The following is a 25,055-nucleotide window of genomic DNA, read 5'->3' as shown; positions in this document are numbered from 1 at the left end:
TGCAAATAAGGAAAAATGTTCTGATAAACGGATCGTTCGAAACGAATTTGCGAATGATGAAAGGAAACCGGAATGTCGGTCCGACTGGATGAGATTGACAGGAAAATCCTTGTCGAGCTGCAGCAGGACGCGTCGCAGTCGCTGGACGAGATCGCGCGCAAGGTCGGGTCATCCAAGACCCCGGTCTGGAACCGGATTCGCAAGATGAAGGACGCCGGGATCATCGCCCGGCAGACGGTTCTGCTGGATGCCGAGGCGCTGGGGCTGGAGGCGTGCTTCTTCGTTCTGATCCGCACGTCCGAGCACGAGGCCGAATGGCAGCGCAAGTTTTTGGCCACGCTGCGCGCCCGGCCCGAGGTGCTGGAGGCGCACAGGCTGGCTGGGGATATCGACTATATCCTGAAGGTGCGCGTGAAGAATGCCCGGGCCTATGATCAGTTCTACCAGGCGCTGATCTCGGAGGTGAAGATCTACAACGTGACCGCCCTTCTGAGCATGGAGGAGATCAAGTTCACCACCATCCTGCCGGTCTGACGGATCTATTCGCGCGACACGATCAACTGCTGCAGCCCGTGGAAGTGATACAGGTTGGCATAGCGCGGGGCTTGCGCGATGCGCAGTCCGGGCAGGCGGTCGAACAGCACGGGCAGGGCGATGCGCAGCTCCAGCCGCGCAAGCGGCGCCCCGACGCAGAAATGGATGCCGGCGCCAAATGACAGGTTGGGCTTCAAGGGCCGGTCGGGCACGAAATGATCGGGTTCGTCCCAGACGGCCGGATCCCGATTGGCGGCCGCAAGCAGACAGCCGACACGGTCGCCGCGGCGGAAGCTGTGGCCCGCGATCTCGACATCTTCATAGGCCCAGCGCGTGAACAGATGCAGCGGTGGATCGAAGCGCAGGATCTCCTCGACCGTAGCCTCGACGCGGTCGGGCGCCAGCATGTCGCGCCCCATGCCATGTTCCAGAAGCGCCTTCACGCCATTGCCGATCGTGTGCACGGTCGCCTCGTGCCCCGCATTCAGCAGCAGGATGCAGGTCGCGATCATTTCGTCGGTCGTCAGCTTTCCGTCCTCGGTCTCGGCACGGATCAGCTGGGTGATCAGGTCATCGGCAGGGGCATTCCGGCGCTGTTCGACAAGCTCACGCAGGAAGTCGGAAAACTCGGCCGCGGCTTTGGCTGCGGCATCTTCGATTTCACGGCTGCGGCGGGCCTGATACATCGCGACCATCGCGTTCGACCAGGCCAGAAGATCGTCGGCGCGCGTTTCGGGAACGCCAAGCAGCCGCGCAATGATGATGACCGGCAGGGGCTGGGCGAAGTGGCGGATCAGATCGAATTCACTCTCGGGCGCCGCATCGATCAGGTCATGCGCAAGGCGTTCGATTTCCGGGGCAAGGCCGGCGATGCGCCGCGAGGTAAAGGCCCGCAATACAAGCGAACGCAGGCGCGTGTGGCTGGGCGGTTCCAGTTCCAGCAGAGAGTGGCGTTCGACGTCGTAGAACGGGGCAAGGTGCTCTGGCTCGGGGGTCTTCAGTTCAGCCGGCGTTTCGCGGCCGAAGCGGCGGTCACGCAGGATGGCGCCGACGACGGTCGCCGAGGCCGAGCAGGTCAGGTCATAGTCCGCCCAGTGAAACAGCGGCCCCAGCGCGCGGGCGCGATCGTAGAACGGATAGGGGTTCTGGACGAAGGCGTCCTCGGTCGGTGACTGCGAAAGGCCGGGCAGCATGGCGATCAGGCGTTTTCGAGTGCCGTGATGATGGCGCTGAAATCTGCGGCCTTCAGCGAAGCGCCGCCCACAAGCGCACCATCGACATTCGGGATCGCGAAGATCTGTGCCGCGTTCGACGGCTTGACCGATCCGCCATAGAGCAGCCTGACATCGTCGCCCCCCGGGATCAGTTCCACCAGTCGCGCGCGCAGATGGGCGTGAACCTCGGCGATCTGTTCGGCGCTGGGCGTGCGGCCGGTGCCGATGGCCCAGACGGGTTCGTACGCGATGACGGTATTCTGGGCCCGCGCCGTCGCGGGCAGCGAGCCGGACAATTGCGTGCCGATCACGTCCAGCGTCCGGCCGTCATCCCGCTCGGTCTCGGTTTCACCGACGCAGATGATCGCGGTCAGGCCCGCGCGGTGGGCGGCCTCGGCCTTTGCGCGAACCAGCGCATCGCTTTCGCCATGATCGGCGCGCCGTTCCGAGTGGCCCAGTATCACATGGGTCGCCCCGGCATCGGCCAGCATCGGGGCCGAGATTTCGCCTGTATGGGCGCCCGCATCAGCGTGGTGGCAATCCTGGCCGCCAACGTGAATGGCCGATCCGGCGGCGCGTTCGGCCATTCTTGCGATCAGGGTGGCCGGCGGGCAGATCAGGATGTCACATTCCGGGGCAGGGTGCGCGACGGACAGGGCATCGACCTGGTCCAGATCGGCGGCCAGTCCATGCATCTTCCAGTTTCCGGCGGCAAGCTTGCGGCGCATTCCATTCCTCCCCGAATGACATCATCGGGCGGCATGAATGCAGGCCGAAGACTTCCCGTCAAGGCGGCAGATCGATCTAGCCGCCGGAGGCGTCCGTCTGCGGCATGTCCTTGAACTTGATCGACTCGCCGCAACCGCAGGCCTCGGCCACGTTCGGGTTGTTGAAGCGGAAGCCGCTTTCAAGAAGCGATGTTTCGTAGTCGATCTCGGTCCCGAAGAGAAACATCTGCGCCATGGGCGCGATCATGACGCGCGCGCCGTCCTGTTCGACGATCTCGTCCATGGGGCCGGCTTCGGCGGCAAATTCCATCGTGTATTCCATGCCCGCGCAGCCGCCCTTCTTGACGCCCAGCCGCAGGCCATATGCTCCGTCACGCTCCATGAGCTTGCGGATCCGCGCCGCCGCGCGCGGTGTCAATGTGACTGCTGCCTTGCCGGGAATGCCGAACATGCCGTGTCTTCCTCTTGCCTGACGGGAATCTAGGCCCGCGGGGCCCGGTTCTCAAGTCATGGCCTACATGAAGCCCAGTTCCAGCCGCGCCTCGTCCGACATCATGTCCATACCCCATTGCGGCTCGAAGGTCATTTCGACATCGACCTGCTTGACGCCCTCGACCGCGTTGACGGCATCGGCGACCCAACCCGGCATTTCCCCTGCCACCGGACATCCGGGGGCTGTCAGCGTCATGATGATCCGCACCTCGTTTTCGGGCGAGATCTCGATCGTGTAGATCAGGCCCAGATCGTAGATGTTGACGGGAATTTCCGGGTCATAGACGGTGCGACAGGCCTCGACGACCTTTTCATACAGCGGATGATCCGTTGTGGACGGCTTGATCAGCGGCGTGCCTTCGATCGGGTTCGTCTCGGCGGTGGACATGGGCCTCTCCTTGGTTTCCCGACCGATTAGATAGGGAATTCGACTGGCGCCGTAAAGGGCGCTGGCCTGATATCGGGACTTTCCCTGACGCGTGGCGCGATGTAAGAGGCCGGCCCATGACCAGCGCATTTACATTCGAGCTTCGTGCCACCGATGGCAAGGCGCGCACCGGCGTCATAACGACGCCGCGCGGCAAGATCCGCACGCCGGCCTTCATGCCCGTCGGCACCGCGGCGACCGTGAAGGCAATGCTGCCCGAAAGCGTGGCGGCCACGGGGGCCGATATCATCCTGGGCAACACCTATCATCTGATGCTGCGCCCCACGGCCGAACGCATCGCGCGGCTTGGCGGATTGCACAAGTTCATGAACTGGCATGGCCCCATTCTGACGGATTCGGGCGGCTTTCAGGTCATGAGCCTTGCCGCCCTGCGCAAGCTGACCGAGGAGGGGGTAACCTTCTCCAGCCACATCGACGGGTCGAAACACGTGCTTACGCCCGAGCGCAGCATGGAAATCCAGCGCCTTCTGGGCTCGGACATCGTCATGTGTTTCGATGAGTGCCCCGCCTTGCCCGCGCCGGACGAGGAGGTCGCCCGCGCGATGCGCTTGTCGATGCGCTGGGCCGAGCGGTCAAAGGCTGCCTTTGGCGACCGGCCGGGACATGCGTTGTTCGGGATCCAGCAGGGCGGTGTCAATCGCGAGCTGCGCGAGGAATCGGCCGAGGCGCTGAAGGTCATCGGTTTCGACGGCTACGCGATCGGCGGATTGGCCGTGGGCGAGGGGCAGGAGGCGATGTTCGGCGTCCTGGACTATGCGCCCCAGATGCTGCCGGCCGACAAGCCGCGCTATTTGATGGGGGTCGGCAAGCCCGACGATATCGTCGGCGCGGTCCAGCGCGGGGTGGACATGATGGACTGCGTTCTGCCTACGCGGTCGGGGCGCACCGGCCAGGCGTGGACGCGGCGCGGCCAGGTCAACATCAAGAATGCCCGCCATGCCGATGACCCCCGGCCGCTGGACGAAGACTGTACCTGCCCGGCCTGCCGGAACTACAGCCGCGCCTATCTGCACCACGTCTTTCGCGCGGGCGAAATGATCAGCGGCATGCTGCTGACCTGGCACAACCTGCACTATTATCAGGAACTGATGCAGGGCCTGCGCGATGCCATCGCCGAAGGCCGGCTGGATGCCTTTGTGTCAGAATTCCACCGGTTGCGCGCCGAAGGCGACATCGAGCCAATCTAGAAAAGATGGTCTCAGCCATGCGTCAGGTAGATCGACATCTGGCGCAGCATTTCATGCAGGCTGGGCGACAGGAACGGCGCTTTCAGCGTCGCATCATGCAGGCGGCCCAGATCCTCTTCGATGGCGGCGATCTCGTCATCGGTGAATTCGCGTTCAGGCCTCGCAAAGCTTGCAATGGTGCGGCTGCCGCCGCGCAGTGTCGAGATGACCACGCCGAAATTGATGCCGTGTTCGGCCGCCATGCGCATGACGCCGTCGGGATCGTCGTTGGCCAAAGCCGACCAGCGGACCCAGCCGCGATTGGCGAAGCCCCAGTTCACCGTGGGATCCCGCATCAGCAGACCCTGGCGCGAATAGGCGTCCAGCCATTCGCGCGGATAGCTTTGAAACATGTAGCGCGGTGTCGTATAGGTGATGTGCAAGCCGATCGCGAAACCGGACGGGCTTGCCACATGCAGCCGTTTCAGTATTGCACTGACACTTTCACCACTTGTCATCTTGCACAGTCCACAACCCTTTCTTAACTCCTCCCCATGGCATATGCTCGGAAGCTAGACAACCTTGAGCTGCAGTTGGATCAGGCGCGCGCAGATGCTGAAAATGAACCTTTCATGAACAACCCTGAAGGCAGGGCCGCATTTCGTACCTTGGCGCCGGCAGGGTTCTATATCGCTCTGCGGGTGGGGTTTGCCTTTCCGGTGGCTGAACACAATGCCCTGCCGGACGGGTGGGTGGATCTGTACACGCGAGAGGGGTTCATGTTCCAGGACCCGGTGATGCGCTGGGTCTATTCGAATTTCGGTTGGACCAGGTGGAGCGAGATGAGACTGCCGGACCCGCGCCGGGTCATGATGCAGGCTCAGAAATTCGGGTTGCGCTATGGTGTTGCCATTTCGTTGCCTTCGACCGGCGTTGAAGGCCAGCGCAGCTTTGGTTCCTTTGCGCGGTCGGATCGCGAGTTCACCGACGAAGAGATCCATCAGCTGGAGTCGCGGCTGCGCAAGCTGCATGAACTGACCGCGCCCCCGACCAACCTGACCGAGGCCGAGATCGAGGTGTTGCGGATGATGCGGTCGGGCCAGCTGATCAAGGAAATCTCGGCGCAGCTGGGTGTCACGGATGGCGCGATCAAGCAGCGCATCAAGTCTGCTAAGGCAAAGCTGCGCGCCAAGACCGCCAGCCAGGCTGTCTCGACCGCCGTTGCCCATGGTCTGATCTGATCCTGCGGCAAGGCGCTTGTGAAGGGCTTGGCTGCATGGCTGATCTTGTGGCCGGCGTGTTTCATGCCCCTGCAGATTGTGGTCGGCACGAAAACGTGAGTGGCTTTGCATGGTTGAACCGGCCGGCAAGGACGCCTAACTATGTTCCAAACCGGAGAGAGCAATGGCTGCCGGGAATGGGGCCGGAACTCTCTTGCGCGAAAGGAAACGCACATGAACGAAGCAAAATCCACCAGTTACCCGGTATTGCCCCTGCGCGATATCGTGGTGTTCCCGCACATGATCGTGCCGCTGTTCGTCGGCCGCGAGAAATCCGTGCGGGCGCTGGAAGAGGTCATGCGCGAGGACAAGCAGATCCTGCTGTCCTCGCAGGTTGACCCGACGCAGGACGACCCGACCGTTGACGGGATCTACAAGACCGGCGTTCTGGCCAATGTATTGCAGTTGCTGAAGCTGCCTGACGGCACCGTCAAGGTGCTTGTCGAGGGGCGTGAGCGCGTTCGCATCACCCGGTTCCTGGAAAATCCTTCGTTCTTCGAGGCCGAGATCGAGAAGCTGGAAGAAAAGCCCGGCGACCCGGCGGTGATGAAGGCGCTGGTCCGTACCGTCAGCGAGGATTTCGAACGCTACGCCAAGATCAAGAAGAACGTGCCCGAAGAGGCCCTGTCGGCCGTGTCGGAAACCACCGATCCCGCGCGGCTGGCCGACCTTGTGGCCGGGCATCTGGGTGTCGATGTCGCGCAGAAGCAGGAATTGCTGGAGACGCTGGACATCGCCGAGCGGCTTGAGAAGGTCTATGGCCTGATGGAAGGCGAGATGAGCGTCCTTCAGGTCGAGAAGAAGATCAAGTCGCGCGTCAAGTCCCAGATGGAGAAGACGCAGCGCGAATATTATCTGAACGAACAGATGAAGGCCATCCAGCGCGAGCTGGGAGATGGCGACGACCAGAACGAGCTGAACGAGCTGGCCGAGAAGATCAAGAACACCAAGTTCTCGAAGGAGGCTCGCGAAAAGGCCGAGGCCGAGCTGAAGAAGCTGCGTTCTATGTCGCCGATGTCGGCCGAGGCCACGGTCGTGCGCAACTACCTGGACTGGCTGCTGAGCCTGCCCTGGGGGGTCAAGAGCCGGGTCAAGAAAGACCTGTCGCGCGCGCAGCAGATCCTGGATGCGGATCATTATGGCCTGGAAAAGGTCAAGGAGCGGATCGTCGAGTATCTGGCCGTGCAACAGCGCTCGGCCAAGCTGAAGGGTCCCATCCTGTGCCTTGTCGGCCCCCCGGGCGTCGGCAAGACCAGCCTTGGCAAGTCGATGGCGCGGGCCACGGGGCGCGAGTTCATCCGCATCAGCCTGGGCGGCGTGCGGGATGAATCCGAGATCCGCGGCCACCGGCGGACCTATATCGGCTCGATGCCGGGCAAGATCATCCAGGCGCTGAAGAAGGCCAAGACCACGAACCCGCTGATCCTTCTGGACGAGATCGACAAGATGGGTCAGGACTTCCGCGGCGATCCGGCTTCGGCCCTGCTTGAGGTCCTGGACCCCGAGCAGAACTCGAGCTTCGTCGATCACTACCTGGAGGTCGAATATGACCTGTCGGATGTGATGTTCGTCACGACGGCCAACAGCTATAACATGCCCGAGCCGCTGATGGACCGGATGGAGATCATCCCGCTGGCCGGCTATACCGAGGATGAGAAGCTGCAGATCGCCAAGCAGCATCTGATCCCCAAGCAGGTCAAGAACCACGGTCTGAAGAAGGGCGAATTCTCGGTCACGGATGAAGCGGTTATGGCGATCGTGCGCCATTACACCCGCGAAGCCGGTGTTCGGAACCTCGAGCGCGAGATTGCCAAGCTGGCCCGCAAGGCCTTGACGCGGATCGTGCGCAAGGAGACCGACAAGGTCGTCGTCACGCCGGATAACCTGGAAGAGTTCCTGGGGGTGAAGAAGTACCGCTATGGTCTGGCCGAGCAGGAGGATCAGGTGGGTGTCGTCACCGGCCTGGCCTGGACGAGCGTCGGCGGCGACCTCTTGTCGATCGAGGCGCTGAAGCTGCCCGGCAAGGGGCGGATGAAGACCACCGGCAAGCTGGGCGACGTGATGAAGGAATCCATCGACGCGGCGTCGAGCTTCGTCCGGGCGATCAGCCCCGAGATCGGGATCAAGCCGACCCTGTTCGAGAAGATCGACATCCACGTCCACGTTCCCGAGGGCGCCACGCCCAAGGACGGGCCTTCGGCAGGCGTTGCGATGGTGACGTCGATTGTCTCGGTGCTGACGGGCATTCCCGTGCGCAAGGACATCGCGATGACCGGCGAGGTCACGTTGCGGGGTAACGTGCTGGCCATCGGCGGGCTGAAGGAGAAGCTGCTGGCCGCTCTGCGCGGCGGGATCAAAACGGTCCTCATTCCGAAGGAAAACGAAAAGGACCTGGCCGAGATCCCCGAGAACGTGAAGCAGGGCCTGGAGATCATCCCGGTCAGCCATGTGCGCGAGGTTCTGAAGCACGCTCTGGTTCGGATGCCCGAGCCGATCGAGTGGGACGCCGAAGCCGAAGAGGCGGCCGCGAAAGCCGCCGCGGCCGAACGCGCCGCCGAGGCGATTGCAACCGCGCACTGAGCCGCGCGAGATCGATGCAGAAAACCGGAATGCGCCCCTGTCGAGCGGGGGCGCATTTCCATTTGGAAGGCGAACTGACGGAAAACCGGTGCATGCCATGATCGCCATGCGCGCAGCCATGCGGGGGCAGGGGGGGATGCGAAAAACGTCGTCATCCCCTCTTGAAAGCGTCGGAAATTGGGGCTAACTAGCCGCTCGTTGGGTGATTAGCTCAGTGGTAGAGCGCTTCGTTCACATCGAAGATGTCGGGAGTTCGAATCTCTCATCACCCACCATCCCTTCAGTCTTCTGCCTTCGAAAGCGTTGCATCCCTGACGCCTTGCCCGTGCGGTCGTTTCACGATTGCTGAATTGCTGCGTGGTTCCCTGCGCTGATCGGGAATCACTGCGGAGGATGCAATGAGGTGCGCGCGATACTTCAAACCTTGGTCCCTGACGTGGATTGCATCGGTCATGCCGCTGGCGGCGGGGCTTTTCCTGGCCTTTGAGCCCGTGCACCATCTTGATGACTGGGCGCGCGCGATCAGTGCGGCCTTTGGCGATGCCTCGCCCTATGTTCTGATCAATGCCGGTCTGGCGGGAATCGGGCTTCGCGGCGCCATTGGGGAATAGGTGCTCCGCCCCTTGCCCCTGCCGGGCCAAGCGGTTAAACCACGCCTCCAAAGCGGGTCGTTAGCTCAGTTGGTAGAGCGCTTCGTTTACACCGAAGATGTCGGGGGTTCGAGTCCCTCACGACCCACCATCTGCTTGTATTCAAAACAAGAAATGGCCAGGTTGTGCCCGGCCAGATGGTCACGGCAGTTGGCGTTCGCGGGTCGCTTTGGCGTTCGGGCGGCCCGAATTGCGGCGTAGTGGCAACGGTCCGCGCTGCGAGGCATGTTTCACGCGGCAGGCGGTCGATGTTCCGCAAATTTTTTCGGTGAAAATCTGCTGCAAGACCGCTTGACGCCCACGGCCGATATGCCTATTACGCTCCCACGCTCGGGCGGCGATCCGGGCGGGTGGACAAGCGGTTGTAGCTCAGTTGGTTAGAGTACCGGCCTGTCACGCCGGGGGTCGCGGGTTCGAGCCCCGTCAACCGCGCCACCACCCTGGATCGCCCGAGAGCCTGCCCGGAAGGGAAAGCGCGGTTGTAGCTCAGTCGGTTAGAGTACCGGCCTGTCACGCCGGGGGTCGCGGGTTCGAGCCCCGTCAACCGCGCCACTTCCTTCCCCCTTTGATCTCAAGCAGACAGCAAGTTGCGTACGCGCTTGGCCGCTTTCCGTGCACGTCGCCAATGCGCTCGGGCCGGCCGATCTGGCCGGCCCGAGCGGTTCAGTCCGCGTTGAGGCGTCCAAGGATCCGTGCCCAGGACCGCATGCCCTTGTGAAAGCTCTTGACGTCGTATTTCTCGTTCGGGCTGTGGATTGCATCGTCATCGTTGGCAAAGCCCACAAGCAGCGATTCCATGCCGTAAAGCTGCTTGAACATGCCGACGATCGGAATTGAACCGCCCATGCCGACGAAGACCGCTTCGCGGCCCCATTCCTCGGACAGGGCCTCGCGGGCTGCCTGGAATTCGGGGCGCGACGTATCCATGACCGAGGCCGGCGCGCCGTCCAGATCCTGGTCCCAGGTGACGCGCGCGTCGGGTGAAAGGCGCGCCTCGACATGGGCGCGGATGCGCGCGCGAACCTTGTCGGGGTCCATGTCGCCAACCAGGCGGCAGGTCAGCTTGCAATGCGCCGTTGCGGGGATGACGGTCTTGGATCCCGCGCCCTGGTAGCCGCCCCACATGCCGTTGATTTCCAGCGTCGGCCGGGCCCATTGCTGCTCCAGCGTGGAATATCCCTTTTCGCCGTGCGGCATCGTCATGCCGATCGATTCCAGGTATTCGCGTTCGTCAAAGCCGCAGTTTTCCCATTGCTGTAGAAGTTCGGCGGGGACTTCGTGGACCCCCTCGTAAAAGTCCTTGACCGCGACGCGCCCAGTTTCGTCGTCGTGGAACGAGGCGACGATCCGGGCCATCTCGCGCAGGGGGTTCAGGGCAGGGCCGCCGTAATGGCCCGAGTGAAGATCAACGCGCGGCCCGTGGATGGTGAATTCATCCTTCAGCATCCCACGCAGTTGTGACGCGATAGAGGGCACGCCAGGCGCGACCATGGACGTGTCGCAGACCAGCGCAATCCGTCCCTGCAGTTCCTCCCTGTGCTTCTCAAGGAACGGAACCAGGGACGGCGAGCCTGACTCCTCTTCGCCCTCCAGGAAGATGGTCAGGTTGGGCGGCAGGCTGCCATGCACCTCTTTCCAGGCGCGACAGGCTTCGATGAAGGTCATCAGCTGGCCCTTGTCGTCGGAGGCGCCGCGCGCACGGATCACCGGGCCGTTCGGTGTCTCTTCGATTGCCGGGTCGAAGGGATCCCTGTGCCACTGGTCGATAGGGTCCACGGGCTGGACGTCGTAATGGCCATAGAAAAGGATGCGCGGCCCCGTGCCGCCCGAATGCGCAACGACCATCGGATGCCCGGGCGTTGGGCGGACCGATGCGTCAAAGCCCAAGGCCGAGAGTTCGTTCGCAAGCCAGTCCGCGGCCTCGCGGCAATGCGCGGCATAGGCCGGGTCGGTCGAGATGGAGGGTATGCGCAGCAATCCGAACAAGCGGTCGATCGCCTGCGGAAGGTTCGCGTCGATTCGGGCAAGGACGTCTTCAACTTTCATTGGAATCTTCCCATTTTCGGGTTGGCTGGCGCACGGTATCAGCGTATCCGGCGAAGTCCAGCGGGCGCCTTCGGGGCGAAAATCGCGATGCGCGTCAAAATGCGCGCTCGCATTCCATTTGTTTGATGCGTATCAAGGTGCGGTATATTGCTGGCAGGCATGATGCCTCGACAGAACAGGACAAGTGCCGGGAGATGGACATGAACTATGACGCTCTGCTCGACAGCGCGATCCAGCGGCTTCACGACGAAGGCCGCTACCGCACCTTCATCGATATCGAGCGGCGCAAGGGTCAGTTTCCCAGGGCCAAGTGGGTCCGGCCCGATGGCAGCGAACGTGACATCACCGTCTGGTGCGGGAACGACTATCTGGGCATGGGGCAGCATCCCGTCGTGCTGGAAGCGATGCACGAGGCGCTGGAGGCGACCGGCGCGGGGTCGGGCGGTACGCGCAACATCTCGGGCACCACAGTCTATCACAAGCGGCTGGAGGCCGAGCTGGCCGACCTGCACCGCAAGGAAGCCGCTCTGGTCTTTACCTCGGCCTATATCGCCAATGACGCGACGCTTTCGACCCTGCCCAAGCTGTTCCCCGGCCTGATCATCTATTCGGATGAGCTCAATCACGCCTCGATGATCGAGGGAATCCGCCGCAATGGCGGGGCCAAGCGCATCTTCCGGCACAACGATGTCGCGCATCTGCGGGAACTGATGGCGGCCGACGACCCGGCCGCGCCGAAGCTGATCGCGTTCGAATCCGTCTATTCGATGGATGGCGACATCTGCCCGATGGAGGAGATCTGCGACCTTGCCCAGGAATTCAACGCGCTGACCTATCTGGACGAGGTGCATGCGGTCGGCATGTATGGCCCCCGCGGTGCCGGAATTGCGGAAAAGCTGGGCCTGATGGGGCGCATCGACATCATCAATGCGACGCTGGCAAAGGCCTATGGCGTGATGGGCGGTTACATCGCCTCGACCGCCAAGATGGTGGATGCGATCCGGTCCTATGCGCCGGGCTTCATCTTTACCACCTCGTTGCCGCCTGCTGTCGCGGCGGGGGCGGCCGCGTCGGTCCGCTATATCAAGACCGCGCAGCATCTGAGGGACAAACACCAGGAACATGCCCATGTTCTGAAGACCCGGCTGAAGGCTTTGGGGCTGCCGATCATCGATCACGGAACGCATATCGTTCCGGTCCATGTCGGCGACCCGGTCCACTGCAAGAAGATTTCGGACATGCTGCTGGAGCATTACGGGATCTATGTCCAGCCGATCAACTTCCCCACCGTGCCGCGGGGGACCGAGCGGCTGCGCTTTACCCCGTCGCCCGTGCACACGCTGGACGACATCGACCACCTTGTCCGGGCGATGGACAAGCTGTGGTCGCATTGTGCGCTGAATCGCGCCGAAATGTCGGCTTGACATACGCGGGCGGTCGCAATTCGCCCGCGCCTGTGTTATCAGATTCCCAATGGGTCCAGGGCGTGATCGGCGAATCGCCGATCTTTTGGGGATGCGTCCGGATGATACGAAACGGCACGGGGCAGTGGGCATGATCGGGCGGAAAGCCTTTCCTTCTGTGCAGGCAGACAGCGGGCCGAAAGGGTTCGATGATTACGAACTTCGGCTGGGCGATGTCATGCGCGGGGAACGCGCCACTCTGGGCAAGTCCCTGCTGGACGTGCAGCGCGATCTCAAGATCAAGGCCAGTTACATCGCGGCGATCGAGAATGCCGACATGACCGCGTTCGAGACGCCGGGCTTCGTCGCGGGGTATGTCCGGTCCTATGCGCGCTATCTTGGAATGGATCCTGATTGGGCCTTCAGGCGTTTCTGCGAGGAATCCGGATTCGACCCAGATCCCGGTATCGCGATCGCGGGCCGCGCGAATGGTGGTTCGGCCCAAAGGCGCAAGACCGCGCAGCGCGGTGTGGGGCATGATCCCCTGGCCAACCCAAACGCTGTCTTCGTTCCGCGAGGAGAGCCTCTGTTCGATGGTATCCAGCCGGGTGCCATCGGTTCGATTCTGGTCCTGATCGCGCTGATCGGGGGCATTGGCTATGGCGGCTGGAAGGTTCTTCAGGAAGTCCAGAAGGTGACGCTGGCACCCGTCGATCAGGCGCCGGGTGTCGTCGCCGACATCGGCCCGCTGGCGGGAATTTCCGAATCGCTTCCGGCAACATCCGTTGAAGACGGGCTGGGCCTGCAGGACAGCCGGTTTGCCGATGCCGATCCGGTGACGGCAGATGCCTTCGACCGGCTCTATCGCCCCGAGGCGCTGGATGTTCCCGTCCTTGTCGAACGCGATGCGCCGATCGCCACGATCGACCCGCGCACGGTCGGCCTGCTGGTCGCTCGGGATGACGTCGTCGACGAAGGCGAACAGGGAACGCTTGCGGTTGCCGAGAACGCGCCTGTGCAGGACCCCAGCCCCCAGGTCGTTCAACCCGGGCCGCCAGGTGTCGAATTGCTGGCCGTACGTCCGGCATGGGTGCGCGTGACGGCGGCGGATGGCTCCATCCTTCTGGAAAAGATCCTGGACGCGGGTGAGAGATTCGCGATCCCGCCCAGCGAGGAGCCCCCGACACTGCGCGTGGGCGAATCCGGTGCGCTGTATTTCGTCGTGGCGGGTCAGACCTACGGTCCGGTCGGCAAGCGTGGCGTGGTGACCAAGAACGTCGTGCTGGCGCCCGATGCGGTCACAGAAACCTATGCGGTGGCAGACATTGCGCAGGATTCGGACCTTGCGCAGTTCGTCGCTGTCGCCGACGCATCCGATACGGCCGCGCAGCAGACGGCACAGGCACCGGCACAATAGCGCAGGGCAGGGCGATTGCCTTTGACGGCCCGTCGTTTTATCCCAAGGACGCAACAGCGCGGGCAGCTTTCGACATGACTCATAATCCGATCCGTCCCTGGCGCAATATCGAGCGGCGCAAGTCCCGGCGCATCATGGTCGGCACCGTTCCCGTTGGCGGCGATGCGCCGATCTCGGTCCAGACCATGACGAACACGCTGACGACCGATGTGCGCGCGACGATCGACCAAATCCAGCGCGCCGCCGAAGCCGGCGCCGATATTGTCCGCGTCTCGACACCCGACGAGGACTCGACCCGCGCGCTGCGCGAAATCGTGCGTGAAAGTCCCGTTCCGATCGTGGCCGACATCCACTTTCATTACCGTCGCGCGATCGAGGCCGCCGAGGCCGGAGCAGCCTGCCTGAGGATCAATCCGGGAAATATCGGTTCGCCCGAGCGGGTACGCGAAGTCGTCCGCGCCGCGCGCGACCATGGCTGTTCGATCCGCATCGGCGTGAATGCGGGCAGTCTTGAAAAGCATCTGCTGGACAAATACGGCGAACCCTGTCCCGAAGCGATGGTCGAATCCGCGCTCGACCATATCAAGCTGCTGCAGGACAACGACTTTCACGAGTTCAAGATCAGCTGCAAGGCCTCGGACGTGTTCCTGGCCGCGGCGGCCTACCAGGCCTTGGCCGAGGCGACCGATGCCCCGATCCATCTGGGCATTACCGAAGCGGGCGGCCTGATGACCGGAACGGTCAAGTCGGCGATCGGGCTAGGAAACCTGCTTTGGGCGGGGATCGGCGACACGATCCGCGTGTCGCTTTCGGCCGATCCGGTCGAGGAGGTGCGCGTCGGGTACGAAATCCTCAAGGCGCTTGGGCTGCGCACCCGTGGCGTTCAGATCATCAGCTGCCCGTCCTGCGCGCGTCAGGGTTTCGATGTGATCAAGACCGTTGAAATCCTGGAACAGCGCCTGTCGCATATCAAGACACCGATCAGCCTGTCCATCATCGGCTGCGTGGTCAATGGCCCGGGCGAAGCGCTGATGACCGATATCGGTTTTACCGGCGGCGGCGCGGGGAATGGCATGGTCTATCTGGCCGGCAAGCAGAGCCACAGGATGTCGAACGATCAGATGATCGACCATATCGTCGAGCTGGTCGAAAAGCGGGCTGCGGAAATCGAGGCGCAGACCGCACAGGCGGCCGAGTAGGCCAGCCGGCGTTGACCCGCCCGATCCGAGGCATTAGCTGAGCCACATGGCACGCGCACCGCTTCTGCAGCTTTCCGACATCGCCCTGACCTTTGGCGGAAATCCCGTTTTCGACGGGTTGGATCTTGTCGTGCATCCCGGTGACCGGATCGCCCTGGTGGGGCGCAACGGATCGGGGAAATCCACGCTGATGAAGGTCATGGCGGGTCTTGTCGAACCCGACCGCGGCGAACGGATCGTGCCGCCCGGCGTAACGGTCGGCTACATGGAGCAGGAGCCGGACCTGTCACGCTTCGCCACGCTGGGCGATTTCGCGGCCGCGGGTCTGGCGCCGGGCGAGTCGTGGCGCGTCGAAGCGGTGGCCGAGGGCCTGAAATTCGATCCTTCCATGCCCGTGATCTCGGCTTCGGGCGGGGAAAGGCGTCGCGCGGCGCTTGCCCGTCTGCTGGCGCAAGAGCCCGAATTGATGCTTCTGGACGAGCCCACCAACCATCTGGACATCCAGGCCATCGGTTGGCTCGAAGAACATCTGCGCTCGACCCGCGCGGCCTATGTCATCATCAGCCACGACCGCGCCTTTCTGCGCGCGCTGACCCGGGTGACGCTGTGGATCGACCGGGGCATGGTCCGGCGCAACGAGGAAGGCTTTGACACGTTCGAGGAATGGCGCGACCGCGTCTGGGCGCAGGAGGACGAAGCGCGCCACAAGCTGGAGCGCCGCATCAAGGCCGAAGCCCGCTGGGCGGTCGAGGGCATTTCGGCCCGCAGGCGGCGCAATCAGGGACGTCTGCGGGCTCTGGCCCAGATGCGGGCCGAACGCGCCGCGATGATCCGGCGCCAGGGGACTGCGGACATGGCGCTGGATTCGGGCCGCACGTCAGGCCGCATGGTGATCGAGGCCAAGGGAATCTCGAAATCCTTCGGGGATCGCCAGATCCTGCGCCCCTTCGATCTGCGCGTGATGCGCGGCGATCGCGTTGCGCTTGTCGGACCGAACGGTGTGGGCAAGACCACGCTGCTGAAGATTCTGATCGGGCAGCTGCCGCCGGACACGGGCGAGGTGCGCCTGGGCACGAACCTGCAGATTGCCGTTCTGGATCAGGCCCGTGCCACACTGGATCCCGAGATGACATTGTGGGAGGGGTTGGTCAGTGACCCCGATTTGCGGGTCTCCGGCCGGGCGGATCAGATCATGGTGCGTGGCCAGCCGCGCCATGTTGTGGCCTATCTGAAGGACTTCCTGTTCGACGAGGCGCAGGCCCGTGCTCCGATCCGGTCCCTGTCGGGTGGCGAGCGCGCCCGGCTGCTTCTGGCGCGGATCATGGCGCGCCCGTCGAACCTGCTGGTTCTGGACGAGCCGACCAACGATCTGGATGTCGAGACGCTGGACCTGTTGCAGGACGTTCTGGGCGAATACGACGGAACGGTGCTGCTGGTCAGCCACGACCGCGACTTCATCGACCGCGTCACGACAACCACGATTGCAATGGAGGGGGACGGCCGCGCCACCATCTATGCCGGGGGATGGAGCGACTATCAGGCACAGCGACGCCCCGCCGAGGAACAGACGTCATCAAGGAAGGCGCTTGCCCCGGCCACGCCCCGCGCCGAAAAGCCGCGCCGGGAAAGTCGGGGGCTGACCTTTACCGAACGCCACCGGCTGGATGAACTTCCCGGAGTCATCGAGAAGCTGGAAGCCGAGATCGCGAAACTGTCGCAGCTGCTGTCCGACCCCGAACTGTTCCAGAAGTCGCCCGAGAAATTCCGCCGCGCGACCGAATTGCTGGCCGAGCGGCAGGCGGCGCTGAGCGCGGCCGAGGACGAATGGCTGGCGCTCGAGGAAAAGGCGGCCTCGTAGGGCCGCCCGCTTGATCGTTCAACCGCGTCGACGCCGCCGGCCGCCTTCGCCCGCGCCGCCGGTGTTGAAGGAAACCCGGGGCAGGGTGACGACCTTTGTCAGTTCCGGGAACGGATCGGTTGCGTGCGGGATTGCATTTGCCGCGACGAAATGTTCCTGGAAGCGCGGCTCGATCGCGGTTTCGACCTTGAGGATCCGTCGGACCTCTTCTTCGATCCGTGCGCGGGCCGAGATGTCGCACAATGCGATGCGCGCCCCGGTACCCGCCGCGTTGCCCGCCGATGAGACCCTGTCGAGAGGGCAATCGGGGATCATGCCCAGGACCATCGCGTGTTTTGGCGAAATATGCGCCCCGAAGGCACCCGCCAGAACGATGCGGTCCACCCGGTCGATGCCCAGCTCGTCCATCAGAAGCCGCGCCCCGGCATAAAGCGCCGATTTCGCAAGCTGGATGGCGCGGATATCGCCCTGTGTGACCATGATCAGCGGGCCGCCTTCGGCTGTCGCGTCGTGCAGCACATAGGCGTGGGTTCGCCCCTGCGGGATGCAACGCGCCGTCCCGGTCTGTTCGGCCGATCCGATCAATCCGCCTGCGTCGACGATCCCGGCCATGCGCATCTCGGCCACGACCTCGATGATGCCCGAGCCGCAGATGCCCGTGATCCCGGTTTGCGCCGTGGCCGCGGCAAATCCCGGATCGTCGGACCACAGATCGCAGCCGATGACCTTGAAGCGTGGTTCCTTTGTCACGGGGTCGATCTCGACGCGTTCGATCGCGCCGGGCGCGGCGCGCTGGCCCGAGGAGATCTGTGCGCCTTCGAACGCGGGGCCGGTGGGCGAGGAACAGGCCAGAACCCGTTCACGATTGCCCAGCAGGATTTCGGCATTCGTGCCCACATCGACGATCAGGACGATGTCGTCGGACTTGTAGGGCTCTTCGGCCAGCGCCACGGCCGCACAATCCGCGCCGACATGGCCCGCGATGCAGGGCAGGATATAGACCTGCGCCTGGGGATGGACCGCGTGCAGATCCAGATCGCGCGCCGGAATGGTCAGGCTTTCAGAGGTCGCCAGTGCAAAGGGCGCCTGTCCCAGCTCGACCGGGTCGATGCCCAGCAGCAGGTGATGCATGACCGGATTGCAGACGAATACCGTTTCGACGATGTTGCGCGGATCGACTCCGGCTTCGGTTGCGATGGACTCGGCCAGCCCGTTGATCGCCGTACGAACGGCCCGGGTCATCTCGGCGTCTCCGCCCGGGTTCATCATCGCATAGCTCACCCGGCTCATGAGATCTTCGCCAAAGCGGATCTGCGGGTTCATCAGCCCGGACGAGGCCAGCACCTTGCCGTTGCGCAGGTCACACAGATGGGCCGCGATCGTGGTCGAGCCAAGATCGATTGCCAGACCATACAGGCGCCCTTCCCAGAAGCCGGGATGGATATCCAGGATGCGGGGCGTGCCGTGATGGTCGCGGTGCAGGATGACGGTTGCCTTCCATTCGCCCTTGCGCAGGGCCGGCTGCAGCCGGTGAAGCAGCGCGGTATCGGCGGTCACGCCCGAAATGTCCCATTGTTCCTTCAGCGCGGCTGCAAGGCGCTGAAAATCGCCCGAGGGTTCGTGCATGTCCGGCTGGGCGACCTCGACATAGTAGGGCCGGGTTGCCGGGTCCATGACGATCGTGCGGCTGTCGGCGGCCTTGCGGATGACCTGGCGGTGAACCTGGCTTTCCGGGGGGACGTCGATGACGATGTCGCCCTGAATGCGGGCCTGACAGCCCAGGCGCCGACCCTGCTTCAGCCCCCGGATGCGATCGTAGCGATCCTCGACCTCGTTGCGGGGAGACAGCGCGTCCGGGCTGACCGTCACGCCATGCTTGGGGAATTCGCCAAAGCTTGGCTCGACCTGGCACTTGGAACAGATGCCGCGGCCGCCGCACACCGAATCCAGATCGACGCCCAGCTGCCTTGCCGCCGTCAAAACGGGTGTACCGACGGGAAAGCGCCCACGCTTGCCCGACGGCATGAAGATCACCAGGGGATCGTTGCTCATGTTTGCATGTCCGGATACGCGTTTCCTGGCCGTCAGGTTAGCGGCTGGGGCGGCGCGCAACAGGGCTTCCGCGCCGCTTTGTCGTTCAACCGCGTCATTGCGGCAACGGTGTGCTCAGCCCCGCTCTTCGGCCACGATCTGGCGCATCGTCTCGAGCGGCGCGTAGCCGCGCAGCATCTGGTCGCCCATGACGAACGTCGGCGTGCCGGACACCTGCAGCCTTTGGGCCAGCATGTGGTTTTCCTTGATGATCCGCGTCACGTCGGGGCTGTCCATCGCGGCGATCACGGGCGCGGGGTCGATCCCCAGATCGCGGGCGAAGGATTCCAGCGTTTCAACCGTGACCTCGCCCCGGAAGCTTTCGTAGAAACCGTTCTTGATCTTTTCATAGGCTTCGGGCCCCAGTTCACGCAAGGCGGCGATGGCAAAGCGCGACGCAATCACCGACTGATCGCCAAGGATCGGGAATTCCTTGACGATATAGCGGATATTGCCGTCGCTGTTGATCAGCTCCTTCACCTCGGCATGGGCCTTGCGGCAATAGCCGCAGCGATAGTCGATGAATTCGACCACCGTGATATCGCCCTGCGGATTGCCACCGACGAAATCATCGGGGTCTGAAAACAAGTCCTTGGCATTTGCCTGGATCAGGGTGCTGTCCTGCCGCGCCGCCTGTTCGGCCTGGCGGTCCTGCAGCACGGCTATGGCCTCACTCAGAACCTCGGGGTTCTCCAGAAGATAGGCCCGCACCTCGGCGCGAAAGGCTTCGCGCTCGGCGTCGGTCATGTTCTTCAGGTCCAGTGCGGCTGCGGGGCCGACCGTCATTGCCACGATCGCGGCCAGAGCGAGTGATCTCATTCCGTGTTCCTTCTTTGCGCCGGGGCGCGGCAGATGTTGCGGGGCCTTCAGGCCTGTGCCATTGACCTTGTCACGCACGACTGAAAAGAAAACCCCGTTTCGACGCGCAGCATAGAGAGGCAGGCATGCGGGTTTCAAGCCGTGGAATGGTCGATCCCTTCATCGTGATGGACGTCATGGAGGCCGCCCGCAAGGCGGAAGCCGCTGGACGCCATATCATTCACATGGAGGTCGGCCAGCCCTCGACGCCGGCCCCCGCTGCTGCGCGGCGCGCGCTTGCAAGGGCGCTGGAGCGTGACGCGCTGGGTTATACGGTCGCTCTGGGGCTGCCCGCTTTGCGGGCGGGTATCGCGAATCTGTATCGACGCTGGTACGGGATCGATCTGGACCCCGGCCGTGTCGTGGTCACCGCCGGATCGTCCGCGGCGTTCCTGCTTGGCTTTACGGCGCTGTTCGACGCCGGAGATCGCGTGGCGCTGGGAGAGCCGGGATATCCGTCCTATCGTCAGATCCTGCGCGCCCTGTCGCTGACACCGGTCGGGATTCCGACCGAGCCACAAGACCGTTACCAGCCGCGGCCGGACCAGATTCCCGACGACGTGCGCGGGCTGATCGTGGCCTCGCCCGGAAATCCGTCGGGAACCATGCTGGGGCGTGAGGCCCTGTCGGCCCTGATCAGGGCCGCGCAAGAGCGTGACGTGGCCTTCATCTCGGACGAGATCTATCACGGCCTGCATTACGGCGATCGGGCCGTCTCGTCGCTGGAGATCAGCGACGACGTGCATGTGATCAATTCGTTTTCGAAATATTTCTCGATGACCGGCTGGCGCGTCGGTTGGATGGTCGTGCCCGAAGATCATGTGCGCGTCATCGAACGGCTGGCGCAGAACATGTTCATCTGTCCCCCCCATGCCAGCCAGGTTGCCGCACTGGCCGCGCTGGACTGCATCGACGAACTGGAAGCCAATCGCGCCGTCTATGCGCGCAATCGCGCGCTGATGCTGGACGCCTTGCCGCGTATCGGTTTGGGCCGGATCGCGCCGCCGGATGGCGCGTTCTACATCTATGCCGATGTGTCCGACCTGACCGACGATTCCCTGTCCCTTGCGGCGCGGATCCTGGATGAGGCCGGCGTGGCAGTGACGCCCGGGCTGGATTTCGACCCGGTTCGCGGGTCACACACGCTGCGCCTTTCCTATGCGCGCTCGACCGAGGAAATCGAAGAGGGTCTGTCGCGTCTGGCGGCATTCATGGAAAGGTTTCGGGGCCAGGCGGCGCGATGACGATGCGCGTGGTGCTGGCATTCGTGCTTGCGGTGGGGCTGTCCCTGATCATGCCCCTTGCCGCGCTGGCCGAGACGCGGCCATTGCTGGCGCCGGAAAGCCTGCAGGTCGCGCGTGTCGATGGTGATCTTTCCGTTGTCCTTGATCTGCCGCGACGGACGCCGTTCCGTGTCTATGTACTGGCCGATCCGCTGCGCCTCGTCGTCGATCTTCGCGATGTCGATCCCGTCGCGCTGCAGGGGCTGGCGGTATCGCCGCTCGGGCCGGCCGGCATTCGTTCGATTCGCGATGGCTGGTCGCGGATCGCGCTGCCGCTGCCCGCGCCGTTCCGCATCGCCAGCGCGACGATGGCGCAGGTGCGGGACGGGGCGAGGCTCTCGCTGCGGCTTGAACCCAGGGAATGGGAGCTCTTCGTGCAGGACGCCGTGGCCGCCGCCGCCGAGGCCGCGCGATGGGACTATCCCGATACAACCGGGGACGCCGCAATGCGGGGCGAGAAAGACAGGATCGTGGTCGCGCTTGATCCCGGCCATGGCGGCGTCGATCCCGGCGCACAGGCCGCGGGACTGACCGAGGCCGAACTGATGCTGGGATTTGCGAAAGAGCTGGCCGAAGTGCTGCGTGCTGCGGGGGTCGATGTGTACCTGACGCGGGACAGCGATACCTTCGTGGCGCTGGACGAACGCATCACGCGCGCCCGGACCGTCGGTGCGGACCTGATGTTGTCGCTTCATGCGGATTCGCTGAAGCAGGGCGAGGCAACGGGTGCGACGATCTACATGCTTGCCCGGCGCGCAAGCGACGCGGCTTCCGAGCATCTGGCCGAAAGCCATGACCGGGCTGATCTGCTTGCCGGGGTGGACCTTGCGCGGCAGGACGATGCCCTGGCCCTGGTCATGATGGACCTTGCGCGCACTGAAACGCGCCCAAGGACAGAGCGACTGGCCCAGGGCCTGGCCGATGCCTTGCGGCATGCGCGGATCGGCATGCACCGCCGGCCGGTGCGCGGCGCGGCGTTCTCGGTCCTGAAGGCGCCCGATTTCCCGTCGCTTCTCATCGAGGTGGGCTTTCTGTCTTCGCCGCGCGACCGGGCGCATCTGACCGATCCGCAATGGCGCGCGCGGTTCCAGACCGCGATCCGCGACGCGATCCTGCTTTGGGTCCAGGACGAGCGGGAACGCACGGCCCGTCTGCGCCGTTAGGGGAAGTTCGGGACAAGTTGTTTTGACCCGACCCGATCGCGCCTATATAGACAGCGTGTTTCTTCAGGAGTGTGCACCACGTGACCCGTTTCATCCTGTCCTTTCTGGGTGGCATCTTCAGCTGGATCGTGACCGGCCTGTTCTTTGCCGCGCTTGCGATCGGCGGGGTCTTCTGGATCTACAGCCGCGACCTGCCGGATCACGAATATCTTGCGCAATACACACCCAAGACGATCAGCCGCATCTATTCCGGCGAAGGCCGGCTGATGGACGAATTCGCGACCGAACGGCGGATATTCGCCCCGATCGAGGACATCCCCGATATCGTGAAATGGGCCTTCATCTCGGCCGAGGACAAGAATTTCTATTCGCATCAGGGGTTTGATGCGCGCGGCATCGCCGGGGCGATCTGGGACGCAATACGGACCCGCGGCCAGACGCTGCGCGGGGCTTCGACCATTCCCCAGCAGGTCGCCAAGAACTTCCTGCTGGGCGGGGAACGCACGGTCGAACGCAAGATCAAGGAGATGATCCTGGCCAACCGGCTGGTCAACACCCTGCCACGGGACAAGATCCTGGAACTCTATCTGAACGAGATCGATCTTGGCTATCTGTCCTTCGGCGTCGCATCGGCCGCGCAGACCTATTTCAACAAGACGCTGTCGGAACTGACGGTGGAGGAGGCCGCCTATCTGGCTGCCCTGCCCAAGGCGCCCTATTCCTATCACCCGGTGAAGAACCGCGAGGCCGCGATCGCCCGGCGCAACTATGTTCTGCGCGAGATGTACCAGAACGGCTATATCGATGCCGAGACGATGAAGCGCGCGCAGGCCCAGCCGCTGCGCACGGTGCAGGGCGGCGACTATCCTTCGTTCAAGTCGAACCTGCCGCCGCGCGACTATTTCACCGACGAGATCCGGCGCCAGCTGTCCAAGAGCTTCGGGGCCGAGGAATTCTTTGGTGGCGGCCTGACGATCCGCGCGACCGTGGACCCCGAGATGCAGCTGCAAGCCGCGCGCGCATTGCAGGAAGCGCTGGAGAAATACGACCGCAATCTTGGCGTCTGGCGGGGAACGCGGCGCACGATCCCGGCCGAAGAGCTTGCGGATGAAACGCGCTGGCGCTCGGCGCTGGCCGAGGTTGACGTGCCCCGCGACATCCCCGGATGGCTTCCCGCGGTCGTGCTGGAGGTTGGCGAAAGATCCGCCCGTATCGGGATCGAAGGCGTATCGGATGACGATGACGGCCATTGGATACCGGCCGAGGACGTCACCTGGGCGCGCAAGCGCCAGGCGGATGGCCGGCTGGGCCCCAAGGCCAAGCGCGCGGGCGATCTGGTTTCGGTCGGCGATGTGGTGCTGGTCACCGCCCTGACCGACAAGGACGGGACATTCAAGCGGTGGTCGCTGCGGCAGGTGCCCGAAGTGCAGGGCGCCTTCATGGCCATGGATGTCCATACCGGGCGGGTCATCGCCATGCAGGGCGGGTTTTCGTATCAATCCTCGGTCTTCAACCGGGCAACCCAAGCGATGCGCCAGCCGGGCTCGGCCTTCAAGCCGTTCGTCTATGCGGCGGCGCTGGATTCGGGTTTTTCCCCCGCGACCATCGTGGTCGATGCACCGATCGAGGTGGACACGCCCGAAGGCGTCTGGCGGCCCAAGAACGCGTCGAACAAGTTCTATGGACCAACCCCGCTGCGCACCGGGATCGAACAGTCGCGAAACCTGATGACGATCCGCGTCGCGCAGGAAGTCGGCATGGATACGGTCGCCCGCTATGCAGAGCGCTTTGGCGTCTATGACAGGCTGGAGCCCTATCTGGCCAATTCGCTGGGCGCGCAAGAGACGACATTGTTCAAGATGGTGGCCGCCTATGCGATGTTCGCCAATGGGGGCGAGCGCGTCGAGCCGACCCTTGTGGACCGGGTCCAGGACCGCTGGGGCAAGACGGTCTATCGCCATGACCGGCGCAAATGCCTGGATTGTGCCGATCCGAACCTGCCGCCGGGTCGGGCGCCGCGGATCGAATCGAACCGCGAACGCGTCATGGACCCGGTTACGGCCTATCAGCTGACTTCGATGCTGCAGGGGGTCGTGCAGCGTGGCTCGGGCAAGGGGGTCAATCTGCCGGTTCCGACCGCGGGCAAGACGGGAACCACGAACGACGCCAAGGATGTCTGGTTCATCGGCTTCACTTCGAACATCGTGGCCGGCTGCTACATGGGCTATGACCAGCCACGCTCGCTTGGGCGCGGGGCCTATGGTGGGACGCTGTGCGTGCCGGTGTTCAACGCCTTCATGCAGGAGGCCGTCAAGAAATATGGCGGCAGCGAGTTCAAGGTTCCGCCCGGGGGGCATTTCATCAAGATCAACCGATTCACGGGCGAACGCCTGCCGGACGATGCCGAAGGCGATTATGTCCAGGCCGAATTCTTCCGCGACGGGATGGAGCCCATCTTCGGTATAGGCGCGATGGTCGATGGCGGCTTTGCCATGGGGCAGAACCTGCCGCTGTATTCCTATGGAGAGCTGGGCGGCGACGAGGGTGATACGACCGTCACGACGTCAAGCGGCAAGAAGGCCGTCATCCCGAAGAAGGCGGATTTCGGCACCGTCAGTTCGGGCGGGCTGTACTGACCGGCCGGA

20 protein-coding genes and 4 tRNA genes are annotated in these 25,055 nt (G+C 63.7%); 16 read left to right on the top strand and 8 right to left on the bottom strand.

From position 1 onward, the window contains the following. Positions 1-72 precede the first annotated feature (72 nt). The gene (locus tag LV82_RS04830) at positions 73-534 is read left to right on the top strand and encodes an Lrp/AsnC family transcriptional regulator (RefSeq protein WP_104069570.1); all 462 of its coding nucleotides are present in this window, start codon (positions 73-75) and stop codon (positions 532-534) included. 5 nt (positions 535-539) lie between these two features. On the opposite strand, the gene LV82_RS04825 is transcribed toward LV82_RS04830, so the two are convergent. The 4 genes from LV82_RS04825 to LV82_RS04810 form a co-directional block, all read right to left on the bottom strand. Then, positions 540-1,727 (bottom strand): cytochrome P450, encoded by a 1,188-nt coding sequence (locus LV82_RS04825; protein ID WP_425427728.1) that lies wholly within the window; start codon positions 1,725-1,727, stop codon positions 540-542. A 5-nt stretch (positions 1,728-1,732) separates the two neighbouring features. Further along, positions 1,733-2,476 carry a triose-phosphate isomerase gene (gene tpiA / locus LV82_RS04820; RefSeq protein ID WP_104069569.1) on the bottom strand — a complete coding sequence of 248 codons (744 nt, stop codon included), beginning with the start codon at positions 2,474-2,476 and terminating at the stop codon, positions 1,733-1,735. 76 nt (positions 2,477-2,552) lie between these two features. Continuing rightward, positions 2,553-2,927: a HesB/IscA family protein gene (locus tag LV82_RS04815; RefSeq protein ID WP_104069568.1), complete on the bottom strand. Its 375-nt coding sequence runs from the start codon at positions 2,925-2,927 to the stop codon at positions 2,553-2,555. A gap of 63 nt (positions 2,928-2,990) precedes the next feature. Beyond that, positions 2,991-3,356, bottom strand: a complete 366-nt coding sequence (locus tag LV82_RS04810) for an SUF system Fe-S cluster assembly protein (RefSeq protein WP_104069567.1) — start codon at positions 3,354-3,356, stop codon at positions 2,991-2,993. Positions 3,357-3,472: 116 nt separating this feature from the next. Between LV82_RS04810 and tgt the strand changes: the two genes are divergently transcribed. Then, complete coding sequence (tgt, locus tag LV82_RS04805) at positions 3,473-4,603, top strand: tRNA guanosine(34) transglycosylase Tgt (RefSeq protein ID WP_104069566.1); 1,131 nt, start codon at positions 3,473-3,475, stop codon at positions 4,601-4,603. 11 nt (positions 4,604-4,614) lie between these two features. Here tgt and LV82_RS04800 read toward each other — a convergent pair whose 3' ends face one another. Continuing rightward, positions 4,615-5,100: an autoinducer binding domain-containing protein gene (locus LV82_RS04800; protein ID WP_104069565.1), complete on the bottom strand. Its 486-nt coding sequence runs from the start codon at positions 5,098-5,100 to the stop codon at positions 4,615-4,617. A 114-nt stretch (positions 5,101-5,214) separates the two neighbouring features. Between LV82_RS04800 and LV82_RS04795 the strand changes: the two genes are divergently transcribed. The 7 genes from LV82_RS04795 (at position 5,215) to LV82_RS04770 (ending at position 9,644) form a co-directional block, all read left to right on the top strand. Beyond that, positions 5,215-5,823 carry a helix-turn-helix transcriptional regulator gene (locus LV82_RS04795; RefSeq protein WP_104069789.1) on the top strand — a complete coding sequence of 203 codons (609 nt, stop codon included), beginning with the start codon at positions 5,215-5,217 and terminating at the stop codon, positions 5,821-5,823. Positions 5,824-6,036: 213 nt separating this feature from the next. Continuing rightward, positions 6,037-8,442: an endopeptidase La gene (gene lon, locus LV82_RS04790; RefSeq protein ID WP_104069564.1), complete on the top strand. Its 2,406-nt coding sequence runs from the start codon at positions 6,037-6,039 to the stop codon at positions 8,440-8,442. A 200-nt stretch (positions 8,443-8,642) separates the two neighbouring features. Next, positions 8,643-8,717: transfer RNA gene (locus LV82_RS04785), tRNA-Val, on the top strand. Positions 8,718-8,840: 123 nt separating this feature from the next. Then, entirely contained in the window at positions 8,841-9,053 is a 213-nt protein-coding gene (locus LV82_RS14750) for a hypothetical protein (protein ID WP_146065123.1), read from the top strand. Positions 9,054-9,107: 54 nt separating this feature from the next. After that, positions 9,108-9,183 (top strand) — tRNA-Val (locus LV82_RS04780). 267 nt (positions 9,184-9,450) lie between these two features. After that, positions 9,451-9,527 (top strand) — tRNA-Asp (locus tag LV82_RS04775). Positions 9,528-9,567: 40 nt separating this feature from the next. Continuing rightward, positions 9,568-9,644 (top strand) — tRNA-Asp (locus tag LV82_RS04770). Positions 9,645-9,755: 111 nt separating this feature from the next. On the opposite strand, the gene LV82_RS04765 is transcribed toward LV82_RS04770, so the two are convergent. Further along, positions 9,756-11,138 carry a M20/M25/M40 family metallo-hydrolase gene (locus tag LV82_RS04765; RefSeq protein WP_104069563.1) on the bottom strand — a complete coding sequence of 461 codons (1,383 nt, stop codon included), beginning with the start codon at positions 11,136-11,138 and terminating at the stop codon, positions 9,756-9,758. A 200-nt stretch (positions 11,139-11,338) separates the two neighbouring features. Here LV82_RS04765 and hemA point away from each other — a divergent pair, with 200 nt between their 5' ends. From hemA to LV82_RS04745, 4 genes are all read left to right on the top strand, one after another. After that, positions 11,339-12,562: a 5-aminolevulinate synthase gene (gene hemA / locus LV82_RS04760; RefSeq protein WP_104069788.1), complete on the top strand. Its 1,224-nt coding sequence runs from the start codon at positions 11,339-11,341 to the stop codon at positions 12,560-12,562. 130 nt (positions 12,563-12,692) lie between these two features. Beyond that, entirely contained in the window at positions 12,693-13,958 is a 1,266-nt protein-coding gene (locus tag LV82_RS04755; RefSeq protein WP_245873068.1) for a helix-turn-helix domain-containing protein, read from the top strand. A 74-nt stretch (positions 13,959-14,032) separates the two neighbouring features. Then, positions 14,033-15,157, top strand: a complete 1,125-nt coding sequence (gene ispG, locus LV82_RS04750) for a flavodoxin-dependent (E)-4-hydroxy-3-methylbut-2-enyl-diphosphate synthase (RefSeq protein WP_104069562.1) — start codon at positions 14,033-14,035, stop codon at positions 15,155-15,157. Between the two features lie 46 nt (positions 15,158-15,203). Beyond that, entirely contained in the window at positions 15,204-17,015 is a 1,812-nt protein-coding gene (locus LV82_RS04745) for an ABC-F family ATP-binding cassette domain-containing protein (RefSeq protein ID WP_104069561.1), read from the top strand. An 18-nt stretch (positions 17,016-17,033) separates the two neighbouring features. Here the strand turns inward: LV82_RS04745 and LV82_RS04740 are convergent, their stop codons facing one another. Both LV82_RS04740 and LV82_RS04735 read right to left on the bottom strand, forming a co-directional pair. Next, complete coding sequence (locus tag LV82_RS04740) at positions 17,034-19,067, bottom strand: ASKHA domain-containing protein (protein ID WP_104069560.1); 2,034 nt, start codon at positions 19,065-19,067, stop codon at positions 17,034-17,036. A 114-nt stretch (positions 19,068-19,181) separates the two neighbouring features. Next, a complete protein-coding gene (locus LV82_RS04735; protein WP_104069785.1) occupies positions 19,182-19,925 on the bottom strand; it encodes a DsbA family protein in 744 nt (247 codons plus the stop codon). Between the two features lie 125 nt (positions 19,926-20,050). Between LV82_RS04735 and LV82_RS04730 the strand changes: the two genes are divergently transcribed. From LV82_RS04730 to LV82_RS04720, 3 genes are all read left to right on the top strand, one after another. Next, positions 20,051-21,208, top strand: a complete 1,158-nt coding sequence (locus tag LV82_RS04730) for a pyridoxal phosphate-dependent aminotransferase (protein WP_104069559.1) — start codon at positions 20,051-20,053, stop codon at positions 21,206-21,208. Next, a complete protein-coding gene (locus tag LV82_RS04725) occupies positions 21,205-22,410 on the top strand; it encodes an N-acetylmuramoyl-L-alanine amidase (protein WP_104069558.1) in 1,206 nt (401 codons plus the stop codon). Before LV82_RS04730 ends, LV82_RS04725 begins: the two co-directional genes overlap by 4 nt. Positions 22,411-22,490: 80 nt before the next feature. Next, the gene (locus LV82_RS04720; RefSeq protein ID WP_104069783.1) at positions 22,491-25,046 is read left to right on the top strand and encodes a penicillin-binding protein 1A; all 2,556 of its coding nucleotides are present in this window, start codon (positions 22,491-22,493) and stop codon (positions 25,044-25,046) included. Positions 25,047-25,055: the final 9 nt, after the last annotated feature.

The sequence above is a fragment of the Albidovulum inexpectatum genome (assembly GCF_002927635.1).
GTDB classification, from domain to species: Bacteria; Pseudomonadota; Alphaproteobacteria; order Rhodobacterales; family Rhodobacteraceae; genus Albidovulum; species Albidovulum inexpectatum.
Note: the sequence above shows the minus strand (reverse complement) of the source record. Positions and strands in the feature narration are given on the sequence as shown.